The organism is Rhodococcus sp. NPDC057529, from assembly GCF_042802055.1.
In the GTDB taxonomy this organism is placed as follows: domain Bacteria; phylum Actinomycetota; class Actinomycetes; order Mycobacteriales; family Mycobacteriaceae; genus Rhodococcus_F.
Genome location: NZ_JBHVEY010000015.1, coordinates 194,309 through 216,930 on the forward strand (window position 1 = coordinate 194,309; position 22,622 = coordinate 216,930).

At 69.8% G+C, this 22,622-nt stretch carries 8 protein-coding genes and 1 pseudogene; 4 read left to right on the forward strand and 5 right to left on the reverse strand.

The window, feature by feature from the left end; genetic code table 11:
- The first annotated feature begins 45 nt into the window (after positions 1-45).
- Positions 46-717, forward strand: a complete 672-nt coding sequence (locus tag ACFU5V_RS27905; RefSeq protein WP_378703136.1) for a cyclase family protein — start codon at positions 46-48, stop codon at positions 715-717.
- A gap of 5 nt (positions 718-722) precedes the next feature.
- Here the strand turns inward: ACFU5V_RS27905 and ACFU5V_RS27910 are convergent, their stop codons facing one another.
- The 3 genes from ACFU5V_RS27910 to ACFU5V_RS27920 are packed head-to-tail and all read right to left on the reverse strand — an operon-like array spanning position 723 to position 2,746.
- Complete coding sequence (locus ACFU5V_RS27910) at positions 723-1,013, reverse strand: MoaD/ThiS family protein (protein WP_378429788.1); 291 nt, start codon at positions 1,011-1,013, stop codon at positions 723-725.
- Positions 1,010-2,107 carry a WD40/YVTN/BNR-like repeat-containing protein gene (locus ACFU5V_RS27915; protein WP_378703137.1) on the reverse strand — a complete coding sequence of 366 codons (1,098 nt, stop codon included), beginning with the start codon at positions 2,105-2,107 and terminating at the stop codon, positions 1,010-1,012. The genes ACFU5V_RS27910 and ACFU5V_RS27915 overlap by 4 nt, the downstream gene beginning before the upstream one ends.
- Positions 2,108-2,158: 51 nt before the next feature.
- A complete protein-coding gene (locus tag ACFU5V_RS27920) occupies positions 2,159-2,746 on the reverse strand; it encodes a sigma-70 family RNA polymerase sigma factor (protein ID WP_378703138.1) in 588 nt (195 codons plus the stop codon).
- Positions 2,747-2,915: 169 nt separating this feature from the next.
- Here ACFU5V_RS27920 and ACFU5V_RS27925 point away from each other — a divergent pair, with 169 nt between their 5' ends.
- The 3 genes and pseudogenes from ACFU5V_RS27925 to ACFU5V_RS27935 all read left to right on the forward strand — a co-directional run bounded on the left by ACFU5V_RS27925 (position 2,916) and on the right by ACFU5V_RS27935 (position 6,932).
- Positions 2,916-4,103 carry an AAA family ATPase gene (locus tag ACFU5V_RS27925; RefSeq protein WP_378703139.1) on the forward strand — a complete coding sequence of 396 codons (1,188 nt, stop codon included), beginning with the start codon at positions 2,916-2,918 and terminating at the stop codon, positions 4,101-4,103.
- A gap of 129 nt (positions 4,104-4,232) precedes the next feature.
- A pseudogene (locus ACFU5V_RS27930) lies at positions 4,233-6,187 on the forward strand (aconitate hydratase).
- Positions 6,188-6,215: 28 nt separating this feature from the next.
- Complete coding sequence (locus tag ACFU5V_RS27935; protein ID WP_378703140.1) at positions 6,216-6,932, forward strand: M50 family metallopeptidase; 717 nt, start codon at positions 6,216-6,218, stop codon at positions 6,930-6,932.
- On the opposite strand, the gene ACFU5V_RS27940 is transcribed toward ACFU5V_RS27935, so the two are convergent.
- Positions 6,867-21,542 carry an amino acid adenylation domain-containing protein gene (locus ACFU5V_RS27940; protein ID WP_378703141.1) on the reverse strand — a complete coding sequence of 4,892 codons (14,676 nt, stop codon included), beginning with the start codon at positions 21,540-21,542 and terminating at the stop codon, positions 6,867-6,869. The two genes, ACFU5V_RS27935 and ACFU5V_RS27940, sit on opposite strands and share 66 nt — an antisense overlap.
- Positions 21,543-21,597: 55 nt before the next feature.
- On the reverse strand, positions 21,598-22,605 hold the full coding sequence (locus tag ACFU5V_RS27945) for an NAD(P)H-dependent glycerol-3-phosphate dehydrogenase (protein ID WP_378703142.1): 1,008 nt from the start codon (positions 22,603-22,605) through the stop codon (positions 21,598-21,600).
- Between the last annotated feature and the right edge of the window lie 17 nt (positions 22,606-22,622).

The window sequence follows — 22,622 nt, forward strand, 5'->3', positions numbered from 1 at the left end:
GAGCATATCGCGGCACGGGTGACGCCGAGGCCGGACAATCGAGCGATGCCACACGTGCGGAAAGTCGTGGACCTGTCCCACACCATCGGGCCCGGGATGCAGGTGTATCCCGGCGACCCGGTGCCGACCCTGATCCGGCACTGCACCCTCGAGCGCGACGGGTACAACGTGCTGGACGTCCGGATCGGTTCGCAGTCCGGGACGCACGTCGACGCCCCGGCGCACCTGAAGGCGGGGGCGGCGACCATCGACCGGCTGGCGCCGGAGTTGTTCGTCGGCCGCGGCGTCGTGTTCGACGTGCGCGGGCTCGGTGCCCGGCAGCGGATCACCCCGGACGTGATCGGATCCCGCGCGGACGACGTCCGGCCCGGCGACATCGCCGTGTTCCATACCGGGTGGTCTCGGTTCTACGGAGCGGACGCCTATTACGCGCATCCGTTCCTCGACCCCGCGCTGTGCGCACTGCTGCTGGAGCGGGGAGTGCGGACGTTCTGCCTCGACGCCCCGAGCGTCGACGAGACACCGGCCGACGAGCACACCGATGCCGGATATCCGGTTCACCATCTGATCGCCGACGCCGGCGGAGTGATCGGCGAGAACCTGTGCCGGCTCGACCGGATCGACTTCCCCGACCCGCTCGTCAGCCTCCTGCCGATCTCCCTCGAGGCCGGCGACGGAGCCCCCACCCGGGCGGTGGCGATGCACCTGGCCGACTAGCGTGCTCAACCACCGGCGACGGACTGCAGGATCTGCAGTTCCTGCCCGGGGGTCACCGCGGTGCCGACGCCGCCGAGGAGCCGGACGTCCTCGCCGTCGACGTAGACGTTGACGTACCGCCGCAGGGCGCCGGTCTCGTCCCGAATCCGGCGGCCGAGAATCGGGAACTCTCCCGCCAGGACGTCGAGCACGTGCGAGACCGTCGACGCGGAGTCGAGGGGCACGTGCACGGAGCGCTCTCCGCCGACGATCGACGCCAGAGCCCGCGGAACCCGAACGGTGACGCCCTCGCTCATGATTCGATCACCGCGGCCCGCACACACAGGACGTCGGGCAGGTGCGCAGCGACCGTGCGGAAGGTTGCACCCTCGTCGGCGCTCCCGTAGACCTCGCCGCCACGCGTGCCGAAATACACCCCGACCGGGTCGGCGGTGTCCACGGCGGCGGCGTCGCGGAGCACCACGTTGTAGTCGCGGTCCGGCAACCCGCTGTCGAGGCGCGTCCAGCTGTTCCCGGCGTCGTCGCTCCGGTAGACGGCCGGCCGGCCGTCGGGCGGGATGCGCTCACCGTCCGCCTTGATCGGAACCACCCACACCGTTCCCTCGCGGCGGGGATGGGTGAGCATCACGAACCCGAAGTCCGTCGGCAGCCCGTCCGCGATCGACTTCCAGGTGTCGCCGCTGTCGTCGGATCGGTAGACCCCGTGATGGTTCTGGGCGTACAACCGGTCGGGGACGACGCCGTCGCGGGCGATCTTGTGGACGCACTGGCCGAACTCCGGGTTCGGGTCCGGCAGGAAATAGGCGGTGATCCCGGTGTTGCGCGGCTCCCAGGACGCACCCCCGTCCGTGGTGCGATACACACCTCCGGTGCTCATCGCGACGTGCACGGTGTTCTCGTCCCGCGGATGCGGGACGACGGAATGTGCTGCGGCACCACCGTATCCGGCTCCCCATTCGGGCCGGTGCGGATGGTCCCACAGCCCGCGTTCGAGGTCGAAATGCTCGCCGCCGTCGACCGACCGCCACACCGAGATGGGCTCACACCCCGCCCACACGACGCCGGGACGGTCGTCCGTGTCGGGCCGGATCTGCCATACCCGCTCGAGTGCGGCGCCGTCACCGTCGCCGAAGCGGATGGCGCCGTGGTCCGGTTCGGTCCACGTGGCGCCCAGATCGTCGGAATGCGCGACGGTCGGACCCCAGTGTTCGGACCGGACCCCGACCAGGATGCGGGTGCGTCCACTACGGGTGTCGATTCCGATGCTCGGAATCTCGTTCATCAGGAAATGCGGGCCCGACATCGACCAGGTGGTGCGGTCGCGGCTGGTGGCGAGCCACAGGCCCTTCTTCGTTCCGATCGCGAGCAGGACGGTGTCGGCTGCGCTCATGACTCCATCGGACCACTCGGCCCGCCGGATGGCAACGACCGGGCGGGAACCTCAGCGGGCAGGCCCGTGCCCGATCCGCGCCCGCAGGTGGCTCAGCGCCCGGTGCTGCGCGACGCGGACGGCGCCCGGTGTGGTGTCCAGGACTCGTGCGGTCTGTTCGGCCGACATTCCCACGATGACGCGCATGAAGAGGATCTGCTGGTGCCGGACCGGGAGGGTCTCGAGGAGCAGTCCCATCTCGCCGCGCAGTTCGTCGCGCAGGACGTGATGCTCGGGGCCGTCCTCGACGTCCACCACGTGATGTGCCGCGGCGGCGCGCGCGGTCGGCGGTACGGACAACCGGGTGGCGCGTCGCCGCGCGTCGGACACCTTGTGTGCGGCGATGCCGAAGATGAACGACAGCAACGACTTTCCCTGGTTCCGGTACGTCCGCAAGGCGCTCATCAACGCGAGGCACACGTCCTGGGTGACGTCGTCGGCGGTCGTGTGCGGGTGATCCACCGACTCGAGCCGGGTGGTGCAGTAGCGGTGCACGAGCGGGTGCGCAATGCGGAGAACCTCTTCGACGGCGTCTTCGTCGCCCGCCGCTGCGTACGGCGCGAGTCGTTCCAACTCGGCTCTGGTGTCCAATTCGATCATGGTGTTCTCCCTGTTCCTGCGGCTGCATCCAGCCTCGGGGGAACACGCGATCGTCGATAGGCACCGCAGGGTGCGGAAGTCACCACCCCGGCTACGACTTCATAGCGGGATCTAGGACACGCGCTAGATGAGCGCAGATTCGGCAACAGAGGTTGTTACCTTCGTGGCCATGGACCCTGTCCGTAACCCCTACGCACCCGGCGCGGGGCAACGCCCGCCGGAGCTCGCGGGCCGAACCCGGCAGCTCGACGCGTTCGACGTGGTGCTCGAGCGGATCGCGCGCGGCCGCCCGGAGCGCAGTGTGATGCTGACGGGTCTGCGCGGGGTCGGGAAGACGGTCCTGCTGAACCACCTGCGGTCGGCGGCCATCTCCCGGCGGTGGGGGACCGGGAAGATCGAGGCCCGCCCCGATCAGGATCTGCGGCGGCCGCTGTCTTCGGCGTTGCACATGGCGATTCGGGAGATCGCGGGCTCGCACCGCGACCCCGACCGCGTGGAGGAGTTCCTCGGAGTCCTGAAGTCGTTCGCCCTGCGTGCGACAGCCGACAAGGGCATGCGCGAGCGGTGGCAGCCGGGGATCGACGCGCCCGCGGTGAAGGGTCGCGCCGATTCCGGGGACATCGAGATCGACCTGGTGGAACTGCTGCTCGACGCGTCGTCCCTGGCCCGCGACGTCGGCGTCGGGATCGCACTGTTCATCGACGAGATGCAGGACCTCGGCGTCGCGGACGTCTCCGCGGTGTGCGGGGCCTGCCACGAACTCAGCCAGGACGCGGCCCCGCTGATCGTGGTCGGCGCCGGACTGCCGCACCTGCCCGCGGTGCTGTCGGCGTCCAAGAGTTACTCGGAGCGGTTGTTCAGCTACCACCGCATCGACCGGCTGGATCGGGTGTCCGCGGACCGGGCGCTGATCGCGCCCGCCGAGCGCGAGGACGTGAAGTTCACCGACGAGGCGCTCGACGCGTTGTACGCGGCGGCCGACGGTTACCCCTATTTCGTTCAGGCGTACGGCAAGGCGACGTGGGACGTGGCCGCGGCGACCCCGATTACGGAGGAGGACGTGCGGGTGGCCGAGCCGACCGCGGAGGAGGAACTGGCGGTCGGGTTCTTCGGTTCGCGATACGAGCGCGCGACGCCGGCCGAGCGGGAGTACATGCGCGCGATGGCCGATCTCTCGGGGGACGACGGCCCGGTCGCGACGGCGGCGATCGCGTCGGAACTGGGCCGCAAACCCGCGTCGCTGTCCCCGGCGCGGGACGGGCTGATCAAGAAGGGCCTGATCTATTCGGCCGAGCGCGGGTCGATCGGATTCACCGTGCCGCATTTCGGGAGGTACCTGCGCGCGCAGAACGACTAGCGCAATCTAGCCCTCTCTACGATTTTGCGTAGAAAGCCGAATATTGTCCTGGCGAGTGCCGGACGGTTCCGGCCGCTGGCCCTCGCCGTCGCTCCGGCGCATCCTGGAAGGACGACGAAGGGATCAGCGATGTCGGACACTGTCGCCCGCAAAGTCATCGGTGCGCACCTCCTCGAAGGCCGAATGGAACCGGGCGAGGAGATCTCGATCCGGATCGATCAGACCCTCACCCAGGACGCCACCGGAACCCTGGTGATGCAGGAACTCGAGGCGCTCCACCTCGACCGCATCAAGACCGAGTTGAGCGTGCAGTACGTCGATCACAATCTGCTGCAGGCCGACGAGAAGAACGCCGAGGACCACGAATTCCTCCGCACCGCCGCCCTGCGGTACGGGCTGTGGTTCTCGAAGCCGGGCAACGGCGTCTCTCATCCGACCCACATGCAGCGCTTCGGTGTTCCCGGCAAGACGATGATCGGTTCCGACTCGCACACCCCGGCAGCCGGATCGCTGGGCATGCTCGCGATCGGCGTCGGTGGGCTCGAGGTCGCCATGGCGATCGCGGGTCAGCCCCTGCACCTGCGGATGCCTCAGATCTGGGGTGTGGAGTTGACCGGCAGGCTCCCCGACTGGAGTTCGGCGAAAGACGTCATCCTCGAGATGCTCCGCCGCCACGGGGTGAAGGGTGGGCTGAACAGGATCATCGAATACCACGGGGAGGGGCTTGCGACGTTGACGGCGATGGATCGTCACGTCATCGCGAACATGGGCGCCGAACTGGGCGCCACGACGTCCATCTTTCCCGCGGACGACGCCGTCCGCGATTTCCTCCGCTCCGAGAGCAGGGAGGACGACTTCGTGGAACTGCTCGCCGATGCAGGCGCGGAGTACGACGTGCACGAACACCTCGACCTGTCGACGATCGAGCCGCTGATCGCGAAACCGTCGTCACCGGGAAACGTGGTTCCCGTCCGGGACGTCGCCGGCGAGGACGTCAGCCAGGTGGTGATCGGGTCGTCCGCCAATCCCGGACTGCGCGACTTCGCGATCGCGGCGGCCATGGTGGCCGGGCGGCAGACCGATCCGAGCGTGAGCTTCGACGTCAATCCGAGTTCGCGCGAGATCCTGGCCGATCTGACCAAGATGGGCGCCACGCTCGAACTCGTCGTAGCAGGCGCGCGAATTCACCAATCCGGGTGCATGGGCTGTATCGGCATGGGCCAGGCACCGGCGACCGGGCGGAATTCTCTCCGGACGATGCCCCGCAATTTCCCGGGGCGTTCGGGCACCCGCGAGGATTCCGTGTGGCTGTGTTCACCGGAGACGGCCGCCGCATCGGCTCTTACCGGGGTGATCACCGACCCGCGGGACTGGGCGGAGAAAGAGGGCATGCCCTACCCGGAGATCACACTTCCGGACCACGCGACCGTCAACACGGCCATGCTGGTGGCTCCGCTGCCGGAGGAAGAGGCTCGGCACGTCGAACTCGTGAAGGGACCCAACATCTCGTCCCTGCCCGAGTTTCCACCCCTGCCCGAGCGCATCGAGGCTCCGGTACTCCTGAAGGTCGGTGACAACATCTCCACCGACGAGATCTCTCCGGCCGGGGCACGGGCCCTGCCGTTCCGCTCCAACATTCCCAAGTTGTCCCGGTTCACGTTCACCCAGGTCGACGAGACCTATCCGGCGCGCGCGGAGGAGACGGCGAAGACCACCGGGCATTTCATCGTCGGCGGCGACAACTACGGGCAGGGTTCCTCCCGTGAGCATGCCGCGATCACCCGCGGTACCTCGGATTGCATGCGGTGATCGCCACCTCGTTCGCCCGTATCCACTGGCAGAACCTCGCCAACTTCGGTGTGCTCGCGCTCGAATTCGAGAACCCGGACGATTACGACACGATCCGGCAGGACGACGTGCTGGTCCTCGACGGAGTGCGGGAGGCCATTCGTTCCGGCCCCCGTCTGACCCTGCTCGACGCGACCCGTGACGTGGAGATCCCGGTGCGTCATCGGCTCTCGCCACGTCAGATCGACGACGTGCTCGCGGGCGGATTGATTCCCCAGCTGGCTCGCAGGGAGTGATCAGCCGGTCGCCGTACACTCGGCGCCGATGACTGGAATTCACTCGTTGTGGGAGCGCATGAGCGCCGTCAGCCCCGCGCCGGCTCCCTGGATCGTTCAGGTCACGGCGGTGGTGGCGGTGATCCTCGTCCTCGAACCGCACGCCTGGCGAATCACCCGCAACGTCGTGACCATCGTGCACGAGGGTGCGCACCTGGTGGTCGCCCTGCTGTTCGGCCGCACGTTGAAGGGGGTGCGGTTGCACTCGGACACGTCGGGTGTGGCCATCTCGTCCGGGAAACCGACCGGGCTCGGCGTGGTCCTCATGACGTTCGCCGGCTACGTGGGTCCCGCCGTTCTGGGGCTCGGCGCGGCCTGGGTGCTGGGCACCCAGCACGCGGTCGCGGTGCTGTGGATCGGTGTCGTGGCTCTCGCGGCCATGCTGATCCTCGTCCGGAACCTGTACGGATTGTTCTCCCTCACAGTGGTCGGGGCGCTGCTGTTCGGGCTCGTATGGTTCGGCACGCAGGACCAGCAGGTGGCCGCGGCCTATCTGATCACGCTGTTCATGCTCGTCGCCGCCCCGCGGCCGGTCCTGGAACTGCAGCGTCAACGCGCCCGCGGCGCGGCCCCGGAGTCGGACGCGGATCAGTTGGCGCGGCTCACCCACGTTCCCGGCATCGTGTGGGTGGGATTGTCCCTACTCGTCACGCTGAGCTGTCTCGCGCTGGGTGGCTGGTGGATTCTCCGCCCCGTCGGCGGCTGAGGCGCCGTCGAGGTAGCCGGCCAGGATCGGTCCGATGACGGCCAGCGCCTCCGGGCCGGTCATCTGCGCGTGCGGGCGGTCGACGGTGTGGGCGATCACCTCCCCGCCGATCCACGGCCGCCACGTCGCGCACGCGGCCACGGGTTGGGAGCCGTCCCCGGCCGCGGCGAAGAACAGCATGCTGCCGTCGAAGTGCCCGGGCGCGAAGTCGGCGGCGGCGTCGATGACGTCGACGTAGTCCTCGTACAACCGGGCCAACTGTTCCGGACCCAGCTGTTCCGCTGCGTCGCCCCCGAACTCGGCGAGCAATTCCGGCAGTGTCGGTACCGGGGCGCCGCGCTCCGCCGACGCGTAGCTGTCGATCATCGCCAGCACACGCACGTCCTCGCCGCACGACCGCAACTCGACCGCCATCGCGTGCGCGATCACGCCACCCACGGAGTACCCGAGCAGGTGGTACGGCCCCCGCGGCTGCACGCGGCGGATCTCCTGCACGTAGCGCGCCGCACGGTCCGTGATCGTCGTGAACCGGTCGCCGCCTTCGGTCACGGCGGGGGATTGCACACCCCAGACCGCGCGGTCGGGGCGCAGATGCACGGTCAATCCCGAATAGCACCAGGCCAACCCGACGGCCGGATGGATGCAGAACAGCGGCTCCCGCTCGCCGTCCGCCCGCAGCGGCAGCAGCACCTCGAGCGCCGCGGAGACGTCGGAGGCCGCGGCGAAACTCGACGAGATCCGCGCGGCGATGCTCTCCGCGGTCGCGTCGGTGAAGAACCAGTCGAGGCGGACCTCGACGTTCGTCGAGGTGTGCAGCCGCGACGCCGCCCTCGTCGCGGACAACGAATTGCCGCCCAGCTCGAAGAAATTGTCGTCCAGCCCCACCAGTCCGGTGCCCAGCACGTCCGCGAACACCGCGGTGACCAATTTCTCGGTGCGGGTCGTCGGGGGACGGAACCGCTGCGCCCGTGGCACACCCGGATCGGGGAGCGCGCGCCGATCCAGTTTGCCGTGGGGTGTCGACGGCAGTGCCTCCAGCACCACGATCTGGTTGGGCACCATGTACCGGGGCAGTCGCAGCGCCAGTTCCGCCGACACGGCACGGGTGTCCACGTCCGCACCCGGACGCGGCACGACGTAGCCGACCAGCCGGGATCCCGTGGCAGGGGATTCGTAGACGGCCGCCGCGGACTGCGCGACGGCGGTGTTGCGGCGCAGTGCCGTCTCGATCTCCTCGAGTTCGACGCGCTGACCCCGGATCTTCACCTGGAGGTCCCGCCGGCCGAGGTAGTCGATCGTGCCGTCGCGCAGGCGACGGACCACGTCGCCGGTCCGGTACATCCGCTGACCGGGCGGCCCCCACGGATTGGCCGGGAACCGGGAGGCCGTCGTTCCCGGCTGCCCGAGATACCCGCGGGCCAACTGCGCGCCCGACAGGTAGAGCTCACCCGGGACGCCGACAGGCACCGGGTGCAGCCGCGAATCCAGCACGAGCGCACCGACACCGTTCTGCGGCACACCGATCGGGACGGTCGCAGCGACAGGACCGACGACCGTGCGGGTCACGGCGACGGCCGTTTCGGTAGGGCCGTACTCGTTGTAGAGCACGGTGCCCGGGCACCGGGTGTGGACACTGTGCGCGGTGTCCGCAGGCAGAACCTCGCCGCCGCAGGACACCTGCCGCAGTGACGTGAGATCCGCGTCGGGGATCGCGAGGATCTCGGCCAGCATCAGCGGAAGGAAGTATCCGGCGGTCACCCGGTGCCGTCCGATCAGCTCGGCGAGATGCCGGGGGTCGCGGTGGCCCTCCGGTCGGGCGATCACCAGCCGTGCACCGGCGATCAGCGGCCACCAGAATTCGCGGACCGAGGCGTCGAATGTGTACTGCAGCTTGAGTATCACCGTGTCGCCGGCGCCGAGCGGGTCGGTGTCCTGCCGCCAGTTCAGAAAACTCACGACGGCCGCATGGGTCACGACGACCCCCTTGGGGGTGCCCGTCGATCCCGACGTGTGGATCACGTACGCGGGGTTCTGTGCTCTCAGGGGAGCGGTGCGGTCGCGGTCGGAAATCGGCGACGGATCGACCCCGGACAGGTCCACCCGGTCGACGACGACGAGCCGTGTGTCCGCGGGCAGGACGTCGGCGAGGTCGAACCGATCGCGTTCGGTGGTGAGGACGACCCGCGCGTTCGACGCCCGGATGATCTGGGCGTTGCGCTGCGCGGGCTGGTCGGGGTCGATCGGCACGTACGCCGCGCCCGTTTTCGCGACCGCGTACATTGCGACGAGGAGGTCGGCGGAGCGGCGAATCGCCAATCCCACCAAAGACTCCGGGCCCGCACCTGCGCCGATCAGATGGCGGGCGAGCCGATTGATCTCGCGGTCGAGTGCACCGTAGGTGAGCACGCGGTCGCCGGCGACGACGGCATCCGCGTCCGGCGACGTGGCGACGTGCCGCTCGAACAGATCGACGAGGGTCTCACCGGAGGACGGCGTCGTGGTGGGAACATCCGGATCCGGATCGACGAGGGCGAGGTCGCCGACAGCCCGATGCGGGTGCGCGACAGCCTCGCTCAACGTCCGGAGGAAACGTTCCCCGAGATCCACGACCGTGTGATGGTCGAACAGATCGGTGGCGTAGGTGAACACGGCCGTGCGCCGGGTGCGTTCCGTCGACGGGCCGGGATCGGCGGTCACGGTGAGTTGCAGGTCGAATCGGGCCGACCCGGGAGGGGGAGTCGTCGCCGACACCCGCAGCCCGGGCAGGGTGAGCGGGGTGTGGTCGAGGTTCTGGAACGCCAGGGCCACCTGGAACAGGGGATTGCGGGCGCGTGACCGGGTGGGATCGAGCGCCTCGACCACGGTCTCGAACGGGACGGTGGAGTGCGCGAACGCGTCGAGGTCGTCTTCCCGTACCCGGCCGAGCAGGTCCGCGAAGCTTTCCGCCGGACTCACCTCCGTGCGCAGGACCAGGTTGTTGACGAACATGCCCACCAGTTCGTCGAGCGCCTGATCTCCGCGTCCGGCGACGGGGGTGCCGATCACGATGTCCGTGGACCCGCTCAGCTTCGCGAGCAGCACGGCGAACACGGTGTGCACCACCATGAACGGGGTGACGGCGCACGTCGACGCGGTGTGCTCGACGGCGCGGTAGAGCGCGTCGTCGAGCGCGAAGTCGACGGTGCCGCCGCGGTGCGACGCGATGGCCGGATGCGGCCGGTCGGTGGGCAGCGACAACTGTTCCGGTGCACCGGACAACGTGTCCTTCCAGTACGACAGTTCCCGCGCCGCGACGGACTGCGGATCGTCGCTCTCGCCCAGCAGTTCGTGCTGCCACAGGGTGTAGTCCGTGTACTGGACGGGCAGTTTGGCCCACCGCGGCGCGTCGCCCGCGACCCGCGCCTCGTAGGCGGTCATCAGGTCGCGGACGAGCAGCGGCACCGAGAACCCGTCCGCGCTGATGTGGTGGACCATGACGGCGAGCACCCACTCGTCGGCGGCGACGGCGAACAGCCGGGCGCGGATCGGCGGTTCGGCGCCCAGCGTGAAACCCTGCGACGCGAACGTCGCGACTCGTGCGGCGACGTCGCCCCGGGCCACGGGTATCGGCCGGAGGGACGGGGTGGCCCGCGCAACCGGGATCACCTGCTGGTACGCGACGCCGTCACTGTCCGGGTACAGGGTGCGCAGCGGTTCGTGCCTGCCGACCACATCCGCCACGGCCGCGGTGAGGGCGGCGATGTCGAGTGTTCCGTCGAGCCGCAGCACCATCGGGATGTTGTAGTCGGGGGAGCAGGGTGCGAGGCGGGCGAGGAACCACAGTCGTTGCTGCGCAGGCGACAGCGGCACGCGGGGCGGGCGCGGGCGCACGGTCAGGGGCACGTGCGTCGCGCCGTCGGTCTGCTCGGTGACGGCCGCCGCGAGTGCGGAGACGGTCGGGGTGTCGAACACCGCGCGCACCGGCACCGACGTCTCCAGCGCGGCACCGATCCGGGACACCGCGCGCGTCGCGGACAGCGACGTGCCGCCGAGGGCGAAGAAATTCTCGTCGCGCCCCACGAGGTCGAGCCCGAGGATCTCGGCGAACACTGCCGCCACCACCCGTTCGGCAGGTGTGTGTGGGGCCTCGAAGTCGGTTGCCGCCGGAACGGGGTCGGGCAGCGCCGAGCGGTCCAGTTTCCCGTTGACGGTGAGCGGCACGGCGTCCACCACGACGACGATCGCGGGTACCAGCGGTGCGGGCAGGCGCGTCGACGCACAGCGGATCAGCTGATCCGGATCGACCGTCTCGCCCCGCTCCGGGAGCACGTACGACACGAGTGCGTCGACACCGTCGCGCAGTTCGCGCACATCCGTCGCCGCGAACCGCACGCCCGGGTGGGTGAGGAGGGTCGCGTCGATCTCGCCGAGTTCGATCCGCACACCCCGCAATTCGACCTGCGCATCATTGCGGTACAGGTACTCGATCGACCCGTCCCGGCGCCACCGGCCGACGTCGCCGGTCCGGTACATCCGTTCCCCGGCAACGCCGAACGGGCAGGCGACGAACCGTGCGGCGGTGAGCGCGGGCCTGCGATGGTAGCCGCGCGCGACGCCCGGACCGCAGAGGTAGAGTTCGCCGGCCACCCCCGTCGGAACCGGGTGCAGGCGCGCATCCAGCAGGACCACCGCGGCGCCGCGGACCGGGTGGCCGATGGTGACCGGCTGATCGGCCACCAACGGGTCGCTGATCGTCGTCATCACCGTCGTCTCGGTCGGACCGTATCCGTTGAACAGCGACACATGTTTCTGTGGCGACCAGACTTTCACGAGTTCCGGCGGGCAGGGTTCGCCGCCCACCACGACCACCCGCAGGTCGTGCAGGTCGTGGGGATCGACCGTCGCGAGAACCGTCGGCGTGGTGAACACGTGGCTGACCCGCTCACCGGCCAGCACGTCCGTGAGCGGCACGTCGCCCTGCACCGTCGGCGGTGTGAGCACCATGCACGCGCCCGCACCGAGAGCGAGCAGAATCTCCAGCACCGCGCCGTCGAATCCGGGGGACGACGCATGCAGCGTGCGCGAGGCCGCCGTCACCGCGTAGCGGTCCCGCTGCTCCGCCGTGAAATCGGCGAGACCGGTGTGAGTCACCGTCACACCCTTGGGTTTTCCCGTCGAGCCGGACGTGTAGATCACGTACGCCGGATGTCGCACCTCCAGCGGACGTGAACGTTCGGAGTCCGCGATCACGGCCGGCGAGCAGCCGCGACACTCCGTTCGGAAGTCGGGGTCGTCGAGCAGCAGCCAATCCGTCCCGGCCGGCAGGGCCTCGCGGTCCGTGACGGTGGTCAGCCCGAGCGCGGCCCCGGAGTCGCCCAGCAGGTACTCGATCCGCGCGGCGGGGTAGCGCGGGTCCACGGGCACGAACGCGGCACCGGTCTTCGCGACGGCCCACACCGAGACGACGGACAGCGCCGAGCGCGGCAGCGTGAGAGCGACGATCGTCTCGGGTCCGGCCCCGCGCCGCATCAGCGCGCGGGCGAGACGATTCGACGCGGCATCCAGTTCGCGGTACGTCATGGTCCGGCCGTCCGCCGTCAGCGCCGGACCGTCCGGATTGGATGCGACGGCCGCGGAGAGCAGGTCGGGAAGTGTCCGTTGCGGCAATGACGCCGGGCCTTCGTGCCGTGCCTGTTTCTCCTCGCCGCCCCGGATGTCGATGTCGCCGATCACGACAGTCGGATGGGCGAGTGCGGTGTGGAGCACCCGCCGGAACCTGTCCGCGAATTCGGAGACGGTGGCCTCGTCGAACAGATCGGTGGCGTAGGTGAAGACGCAGGAGAGGGGTCCGGGGCCGCCCTGATCGTCCAGCGATTCGGTGACGGTGAGCTGGAGGTCGAATTTCGCCGTGTGCGTGTCGATCTCGACCACGGACGCGGACACCTCTGGCAGATCGACCACGACCGGTGCGGTGTTGTGATAGGCGAGCGCCAACTGGAACAGCGGATTGCGACCACGCGACCGCTCCGGCGCAACCGCCTCCACGATCTCCTCGAACGAGACGTCCGAGTGCGAGTAGGCGGCGAGGTCGACGTCCCGCACGCAGGCGAGGGCGCCGGCGAACGAGTCGTGGAGTGCGAGGTTCGTCCGCAACACCAGCGTGTTGACGAACATCCCGACGAGGTCGTCGAGTGCGCGCGGCCCGCGCCCCGCGATCGGAGTGCCGATCACGACGTCCGCGGCACCGCCGAGCCTGGCCGCGAGGACGGCCAGCGCCGCGTGCACCACCATGAACGGGGTGGCGTCGTGGGTGCGCGCGAGGGCACGAATCCGCCGGTGCGTCTGCGCGTCGAGGGTGAACGCGACATCGGCGCCGCGGTGCGTCGCAACCGGCGGGCGGGGACGGTCGAACGGCAGGGTGAGCAGTTCGGGCATCCCGGACAGGGTCTGTGTCCAGTACGCCAGACCCGGTTGCCGGTCCCGCAATTCACGCTGCCAGAGGGCGTAGTCGGCGTAGCGGACCGGCAGTGGCGTCCACATCGGTGTGCCACCCTGCGCCCGCGCGCGGTACGCCGTCATCACGTCCCGGGCGAGCGGTCCCAGTGAGAACCCGTCGGCACTGATGTGGTGGACGACGAGGGCGAGCACCCACTCGCCGGTGCCGACCGCGAGAAGTTCGGCGCGTACCGGCGGTTCGGCGGTGAGGTCGAATCCCGCCGCCAGCATTTCCCCCACCCGGCCGGCGGGGTCCGCCGTCTTCCGCACCGTGCACGGCGGCACGGCGGTCGCGGGGAGAACGTGCTGGCACGGGATCCCGTCGTGCTCGGGATAGACGGTGCGCAGGGGTTCGTGGCGGTCGATCACATCACGCACGGCCGCACACAAGGCCGTTTCGTCGACGGAGCCGGTGAGGCGGAGCACGACGGGAATGCTGTCGGTGGCCGAGTGTCCGTCGAGCCGGTTCAGGAACCACAGGCGCTGCTGGGCGAGGGACAGCGGCACGTGGGCGGCCGGGGCACGGGCGACCAGGGGCGCCTGCGCGGTCTCGTGTGCGCGGTCCGCGAGATACGCCGACAGTTCCGCGACCGTGGGGTGGTCGAACAGTGCGCGGAGGTCGACGGTGGTTCCCAGCGCCGCTCCGACGCGGGCGGCGGCCTGCGCCGCGGTCAGCGAGTTTCCTCCGGCGGCGAAGAAGTTGTCGCCCCGTCCCACGGACGCGGTGCCGGTCACCTCCGCGAACACGAACGCGATCACGTCCTCGGTGGGGGTGGCGGGCGGATCGGACGCAGGCCTCGCGGGCGCCGGTTCCGGCAGGGCGGCGCGATCCAGCTTTCCGCTGGACGTGACGGGCAGTTCGGGAAGCGGGACGACGGCGGAGGGGATCATGTAGGCCGGGAGCAGTCCGGCGAGACGGCCGGTGATCCGGCGCTCGTCCGGCGGTACACCGTCCGCGGTTACGACGTACGCGATCAGCCGGTCTCCGGCGTCCCGGTCGCGATGCACGGTGACCGCCGCTCGGGTCACCGCCGGGTCGGACGTCAACGCGGTTTCGATCTCGCCGGGTTCGATGCGCTGGCCGCGGAGTTTGATCTGGAAGTCGCTGCGCCCGAGGTACTCGAGCCTGCCCGCCTCGTTCCACCGCACCACGTCGCCGGTGCGATACATCCGCGCGCCCGTTCCACCGAACGGTTCGGCGACGAAACGTTCGGCGGTCAGGTCGGGGCGTCCGGCGTAACCGCGCGCCAGGTACGAACCGGCAAGGTACAACTCGCCGCTCGTCCCGACCGGCACCGGTCGCAGCCGGCGGTCGAGCACATACGTACGTACGTTGTGGACGGGGCCGCCGAGGGAGACCGTCGCGCCGATCTCGTTGCCGTCGACCGACTCGGACGTGGCGGCCGCCGCCTCGCACGGGCCGTACCAGTTGTAGAGCGCAGCGGCACTGCGTTCCGCGAACCGTGCTGCCGTGGCAGCGGGCAGCGACTCGCCCGCCGAATACACGCGACGCACGGTCGGGGGTACCTGCGACCCGCAGTGCTCGAGGAAGGCGTCGAGCATCGACGGAACGACGTGGAGCGTCGTGATCGATTGCTGAGCTACGGTCCGCGCGAGATAGCCGGGGTCCTGGTGTCCGCCGGGCTCGGCGATCACCACCCGTGCGCCGGTGTGTAAGGGCCAGAACAGTTCCCATGCGGAGATGTCGAACGTGAGCGGCGTCTTGTGCAGCACCGCATCGGTACCGTCGAGCGGCGTCAGCGTCTGCGCCCACCGGAACTGGTTGACCATCATCGCGTGGGTCACCGTCACGCCCTTGGGTCGTCCCGTGGAACCGGACGTGTAGATCACGTACGCCGCGTTCGCCGGGCGCAGCGGTGCGCGTCTCTCGGCATCCTCGACCGGGCGGGGGTCGTATCCCGCGACGTCCAGCCGGTCGAGATCCACGACTGCGACTCCGTCCGGCACCGTGCCGTTCCCGGTACCGGACGTGAGGACCAGTGCTGCCGAGTCGAGTACGAGGGTGGTGCGTCCGAGCGGATGCTCGAGGTCCACGGGCAGGTACGCGCCGCCGGCCTTCAGCACCGCGTGCAGCGCGACGAGCAGCCGAATCGAACGGGGAACCGCCACCCCGACGACGCTTTCCGGTCCCACGCCCCTCGCCGCGAGATACCGGGCCAGCCGGTTCACCCGTGCGTCGAACTCCTTGTACGTCAACCGATCCGCGCCGAACACCACCGCCACGGCACCGGGCGAACGCTGGACCTGCGCGTCGAACAGGTCCACCAGGGTGGCCGAGGGCACCGGTGCGTCCGTCGCGTTCCAGGTGCGCAGCACCCGCTCCCGCTCCGCCGCACCGAGAAGATCGAGGTCGCCGACCCCGACGTGCGGATCCCGGCAGATGCCGTCGAGCACGCGGCCGACCCGCGCGAGCAGGGCCTCGCCGTCGTACCGGTGTGACCTGCATTTCGCCGTCAGCCGCAGGGTCGGGGCCGCGGTCACCGCGAGCGTCACGGCGTAGTGCGAGGCATCGTGTGCGCGAACGCCGTCCAGGATGAGACCGTCCAGAGGTTCCGGCAGCGCGGTGCGATCGACGGGGTACGACTCGAACGCGACCAGCGTGTCGAACAGGGGCGTCACCCCGGCCGCCCGCTGAATGTCTGCGAGGCCCAGCCAGTGGTGTTCGAGAAGGTGAACGTGCTCGGCCTGCAGCCGGGTGAGCAGGGTGGCGACGTCGATGCCGGGATCGAGGGGTATCCGCACGGGGACGGTGTTGACGAACAATCCCACCGCGCTCTCCACGCCGGCGAGTTCCGGGGGCCTGCCGGAGACGGCCTCCCCGATCACGACGTCGTCGCGTCCGGTCGCCTGCCCGAGGACGATCCCCCAGGCCGCCTTCACGATCGTGCTCAGCGTGACTCCGAGTTCGCTCGCGCGGGCCGTCAGCGTGCGGGTGTCCTCCTCGCTCATCTCCAGCACCGACTCGGACGGGGTGGGGGCGTCGTCCGCCGGGGCGGCCGGCTCGGTGATGCCGTCGAGCGCAGCCGCCCACGCCCGCGCCGAGGCGTCGGTGTCCCTCGCCGCGAGCCACTCCAGGAAGTCGCGATAGGGGCTCGAATCCGGTCGCTCGGTGCGGGAGTCACCGCGTCGGTAGGCGGTGAAGAGTTCACGCACCAGCAGCGGCATCGACCAGCCGTCCAGCACGATGTGGTGGGCGGTGATCGCCAATTCGGCACGGTCCGGCCCCTGCGACAGCAGGGTGAAGCGAACCAGCGGTGGGGCCGACAGGTCGAAGCGGGTGGTGCGGTCGTCGAGCAGGATCTCCTCGGCGTCGCGGTCGGTGACGTCGACGTGCCGCCACCGCGGCGGCACGTCGCCGAGTACGAGTTGCACCGGGACGCCGCGACCGTCGCGCACGAACGCGGTGCGCAGATTCGCGTGCCTTGCGAGGACGGCGCTGCACGCGTTTCGGAGCCGGTCCCGGTCGAGGTGCCCGGACAGGCTCAGGACCACCTGCATCGCGTACGGATCGCCCTCCGCACCTGCGAGCGCCGCGTGGAACAGCAGCCCCGACTGCAACGGCGTCAGCGGCCACACGTCGAGCAGGCCCGGCCGGTCGCGTTTCCACTCCTCGATGTCTTCGCGGTCCACGGCGACCAGCGGCAGATCGGACGGAGTGAGCCCACTCGTGTGCGGAGAACGCGCCACCGCGGCGAGGGCTGTCAGCGCCTGCTCCCACAGATCGGCCAGAGCCTGCACGTCCTCGGCCGCAATCGCACCCGTCGGGAACGCGAACGTGGCGTCGAGGACGCCGTGACTGGTGAACGCGGTGATGTCGATCAGGGCGGTGACCGGCATCGACGGTTCGGCGGAGGCGAACACGGCGGTGCCGTCCCGCACGGGCCGCCAATCACGTTCGGAATCAGCGCTGTCGAGCCGCCCGAGGTAATTGAACGCGATCTGGCCGGTCTCGTCCCCCGCGCGCCGCAGCAGGCCGTAGCCGACGCCCTTGTCGGGCACCGCACGCAACTGTTCCTTGACCACCGTGATGGCGGTGCCGGCATCGTCGAGGTCGAGGTCCTGCAGATCGAGACGGATCGGAAAAATACTGGTGAACCACCCGACGGTGCGCGAGAGATCGGCACCGGGCAGCACCGCCTCCTCGCGGCCGTGACCCTCGAGCCGGATCGTCGGCACCGTGGCCGGTCGACCGCGGCGACGTTGCCACTGCGCGAGCGCGAGGGCGAGGGCGGTGAGCAGGGCGTCGTTGACATCACAGCGGAAGGCGGCCGGAAGGTCGATGAGGACCGAGTGCATTGCGGAGGTTCTCGCGTGAATCCGGTCCACCGTCGAATTCACGTCACGTCTTGGGTCGAGTGGCCGGATGCCGAGCGGCGGATCCTCCGCCGCGGTCATGGCGCGCCAGAAGGGCAGTTCGGACCTGCGGCCGGGGCTCTGCGCCTCCTCGGCCAGTCCGTGCGCCCACCGGCGCAGCGACGTGCCGACAGGGGGAAGGCTGGGCGACGCTCCCGATTCGAGTTGCGCCCACACGTCGGCGAGGTCGCCGATCAGGATTCGCCACGAGACTCCGTCGATCACCAGGTGATGCGCGACGAAGAGCAGCCGCCCACGACGGGTGGTATCAGCCGCTCCGGGATCGAGCCAGATGCACTGCATCATCACGCCCGCAACCGGATTCAGCCGCCGGACCGCGGTCTCGTGCTCGTCCCGCGTCCGCTGCGCGAGGTCCGCGTCGACGGGGAGCGCGACCCGCGTGATCGTGTCGTCCGGCAGCGGTGTGCCGGCCGGACTCACCGTGAGGAACGCCGTCCCGTCGGAGCGGCGTCCGAGGCGCGCCCGCAGCGCGTCGTGCCGATCGACGACGGCGCCGATCACCGTGTGCAGCTTCTGCGCGTCCACACCCCGTGGCAATTCCACCACCACGGCCTGGGCATACCGGTCGACCACCCCGACGCGGTCGAGGAGGAACCGGGCCGCCGGGGTGAGCGGCATCTCGCCGATCCCGCCGCCGGGAAGCTCCTCGAGGGTCGGTCCGCTTCGGTCGTCGCCGGCGACGACGCTGAGCCGGGACACTGTCCGCTGCTCGAACACGTCGCGCGGGGTGAACGAGATTCCGGCGCTCCGCGCCCGGGCGGCCAGTTGAATCGCCATGATGCTGTCGCCGCCGAGCGCGAAGAACGACTCGTCCACACCGAAATCGGACGTCCCGAGGATGTCGGCGTAGAGGGCGTGGAGCGTCCGTTCCCGGGCTCCCTCGGGAGCGAGGTTGGTAGCCGACCGGGCGTGCGGCTCGGGAAGGGCAGCGCGATCCAGCTTGCCGGACGGGGTCAGCGGAAGGTGGGGGAGCACGACGACGTCGGCAGGCACGAGATGCGGGGGCAGTTCGGCGGTGAGGAACGACAGCAACTCCCGCTCCGTCACGGCGTCGGCGTCCACGTACGACACGAGCCGATCACCGGTGGCCTGTGAGCGAATCACGGTGACGGCGAACCGAACCGCCGGATGCCGGCGGAGCGTGGCGTCGATCTCCCCGGGCTCGACGCGCAGGCCCCGGAGGTTCACCTGCTCGTCGCTGCGGCCGAGGTACTCGAGTTCGTGGTCGCGGGTCCAGCGGACCGTGTCGCCGGTGCGGTACATGCGGGTGCCCGGCGGTCCGTACGGATCGGCGACGAACCGTTCCGATGTCTGCCGGGCCCTGCGGTGATACCCGCGGGCAAGGGCGGCCCCCGCGACGTACAGTTCGCCGGCCACGCCGACCGGGACCGGGCGGAGCCGGTGATCGAGGACCACCACCCTGGTGCCGTCGATCGGCCGGCCGATGGTGACCGGTGCGGAGCCGTGGAGCGGGTCGCTGACGGTCGCCATGACGGTCGTCTCCGCCGGGCCGTAGGCGTCGATCATCCGGCATCGGGACGCCCACCGCGACACCAGTTCCGGTGGGCACGCCTCCCCGGCGACGACCAGGGTGCGCAGACCTTCGACGTCGGCGGGCTCCATCGATGCCAGCACCGACGGGGTGAGCACCACGTGGGTGACTGTTTCGGTGGTCATCAGCTGCGCCAGAGGGGATCCGCCGTATGCCGCGGGCGGAGCGACGACCAGTGCGGCACCGGAACCGAAGGCCATCAGCATCTCGAAGACCGAGGCGTCGAAACTCGGCGACGCGACGTGCAGAACCCTCGCCGACCGGTCGAGGTCGAGTCGGATGCGCTGCGTGGAGACCAGATTCGCGATCCCGCGGTGCGTGACCACCACCCCCTTGGGGGTGCCGGTCGATCCGGACGTGTAGATGAAATACGCGGCGTCGTCGAGTCGTGTTGCCGGCGTGCCGAAACCGGGATTTCCAGAGCGGGCGGCCTCGTCGAGCAGCAGCCACTCGGTGCCGTCCGGCAACGTCGAGGCGAACTCCGCGGAGGTCAACCCGATCGTCGCGCGGGAGTCGTCGAGCATGTGCCGAACACGCGGCGCCGGGTACGTCGGGTCCACCGGCAGGAATGCGGCTCCCGTCTTCGCGACGGCCCAGACCGCGCAGAGATAGTCGAAGGACCGGGGGAACGCCAGCGCCACGACGTCGCCGAGCCCGACGCCGAACCGTGCCAGCGTCGCCGCGATCCGATCCGACCACTCGTCGAGCTCCCGGTAGGTGACCTCCCGGCCGGCGCAGACGACGGACGTCGCGTCCGGGTCCCGGGCGGCAGCAGCGCGGAACACGTCGGCGAGAGTGACCGGCACACTGTCCGGCGGTCCGGGGTAGGGGACCAGCGCCGCCGTTTCGTTCTCCGTGAGGACGGGGAGAGCACCGATCGGGTGCGCGGTCTCGGCGTCGAGGAAGCGCTGGAAGTACCGCAGGAATCTCGTGTGGTGACCGTCCAGCTCGTCCTGCGAATACAGGCGCGGATTCGCCTTGAAGTCCAGGTGCACGCGTCCGTGGGGTCCGGAGCGGTACAGGTTCACCAGCAGGTCCTCGATCGGACCCGAGGACAGCACATGCAAGTGACTCCGCAGGGAACCGAGTTCGAGTTCCTCCGGAAAAAGCATGATGTTGACGGCGGGGCCGAACAGTCGCGGCCCGGACAGCGCGTCTCCCACATCGGCGCGGATGTCCTCGTGCCGGTACCGCTGATGCCGCAGGGCACCCGACATCACGAGACGCGTGCGGGCCACCAGATCACCGACGGTCGCCGTCCCCGCACCCGGGATCCGCAGCGGCACAATATTGGACACCATCCCGCCGGACCGGCGCAGCGCCGCCGTCGTGCGAGCCGACACCGGCAGGCTGAGCGTGACGTCGTCCTGGCCGGTCATGCGCGCCAGATAGCCGGCGACCGCGCAGACCGTGAGTGTCGCAGGATTGACCCCGTGCGCGGCCGCGCATTTCTCCAGCCGATCGACCAGTTCGGTGGACAACGTTCCGCTGACGTCCCGGGAACCGGCGGCCGCAGGCGCGGAGTCGCGCGCGAGGGTGCTCGGGCGGGTGACGCCACGCATCGTGGAGGTCCAGTACGCCCGGTCGGCGTCCCGGCGGGTCGAGTCGCGGTAGTCGATCTCGAGGTCGTGAATGCGTCGCAGGCCGAGGGTTCTGCTCGCGGGCGGCGGCAGTCCGTGCACCGCGGCCGTGTAGAGCGCGGCGATCCGGTAGACCATGGTGATGGACCCGAAACCGTCCAGCGCGACGTGGTGGGCGCGCGAATACCAGAAGTAATGGTCGCGTCCGACGTGAAGAACGAACGAGACCGTCAGACGGTCGCGCCGGACGTCGATCGGATCGGCGGACTCGGCGCGCATCCACGCATGCGCCGACGTTTCGGGTTCCGGAGCGTCCCGGAAGTCGACGTAGCCGACGGTCGCCTCGAGACTCGGATCCACCCACTGCCGCGGTTGCCCGTCGACCTCCGTGATCTGCAGGAAGAACGACTCGAACTCGGCTGCGGCGCGAGCACACGCCGACGCGAGAGCACTACGGTTCAGCGCGCCGCGGATGTCGACGTATTGGGCGACCGACACGGGAACGGCAGGGTCGACGCGCTGCGCGAGCCACATCCCCATCTGTGCGGGCGACAGCGGATAGGCGCGCGCCGGCCAGTCTCCGGGACCAATCGGGGTCGGTGAACTCATCGCTGACTTCTTAGAAACGTCTAGATACTGCTACTTCCGGTTGCAGTTTGTGCGATCACGCCACCTCGTCCTCACCGCCAGCAGCGACTTTCCGCAGGCCACGGTAGGCGCCCTCCGGCGTCTGCCGCCCCGCGACGACCGCCTCGACCTCCGCGGCGATGGGCATGTCCACGTTGTAGTCGCGGGCCAACTCCATCACGGTGGGTGCAGTCTTGACGCCCTCCGCCACCTGTCCCAGCTTGGCGACAGCCTCCTCGACGGTCATGCCGCGGGCAATGAACTCGCCCACCCGCCGGTTGCGGGAACTCGGGCTCATACACGTGGCGATCAGGTCTCCGACGCCGGTGAGCCCGGCGAACGTCCGCGGGTTCGCGCCCATCGCCTCACCCAGCCGGGTCATCTCGGCCAGCCCGCGTGCGAGGACCATCGCGCGCGTGTTGTCGCCGACGTCCAGCCCGTCGGCCATCCCCGACGCAATGGCCACGATGTTCTTCAGCACACCACCGAGTTCGCAGCCCAGCACATCGGTGTTCCGGTACACGCGGAACACCGCCGACGCGAACAACGGCTGCAACGCGGTCGCCACCCGGACGTCCTGGGTGGCGACGACCGACGCCGCCGCAAGTCCGTCGACGATCTCCCGCGCAATATTGGGACCGGCGAGAAGCCCGACCGGATGCCCCGGCAGGCACTCGGCGATCACCTCGGTGGGCCGCAACCGTGTTCCCGGCTCCAGCCCCTTCGCCAGCGACAGCACCGGCACCCACGCCCGCACCTCGTTGGCGATCTGAGTAAGCGTGCTGCGGACCGCATGCGACGGCACCCCGACCACGAGAACGTCGGCTTCGTGCGCCGCTTCCACCAGGTCGGCCGTCGAGCGCATGGAGTCGGGGAGCGCCCGCTCGCCGAGATAGCGGGAGTTGCGATGCTCGGTATTGATCTCGTCCGCGGTATCCGAATTCCGCGCCCACAGCAGCGTCGGTGTGTTGCGGGCGGCGAGACCGGCCACCGTCGTTCCCCACGAACCGGCGCCGAGCACGACGACGCGCACCGGCCGGGCCATTACCGATCACCCATCGA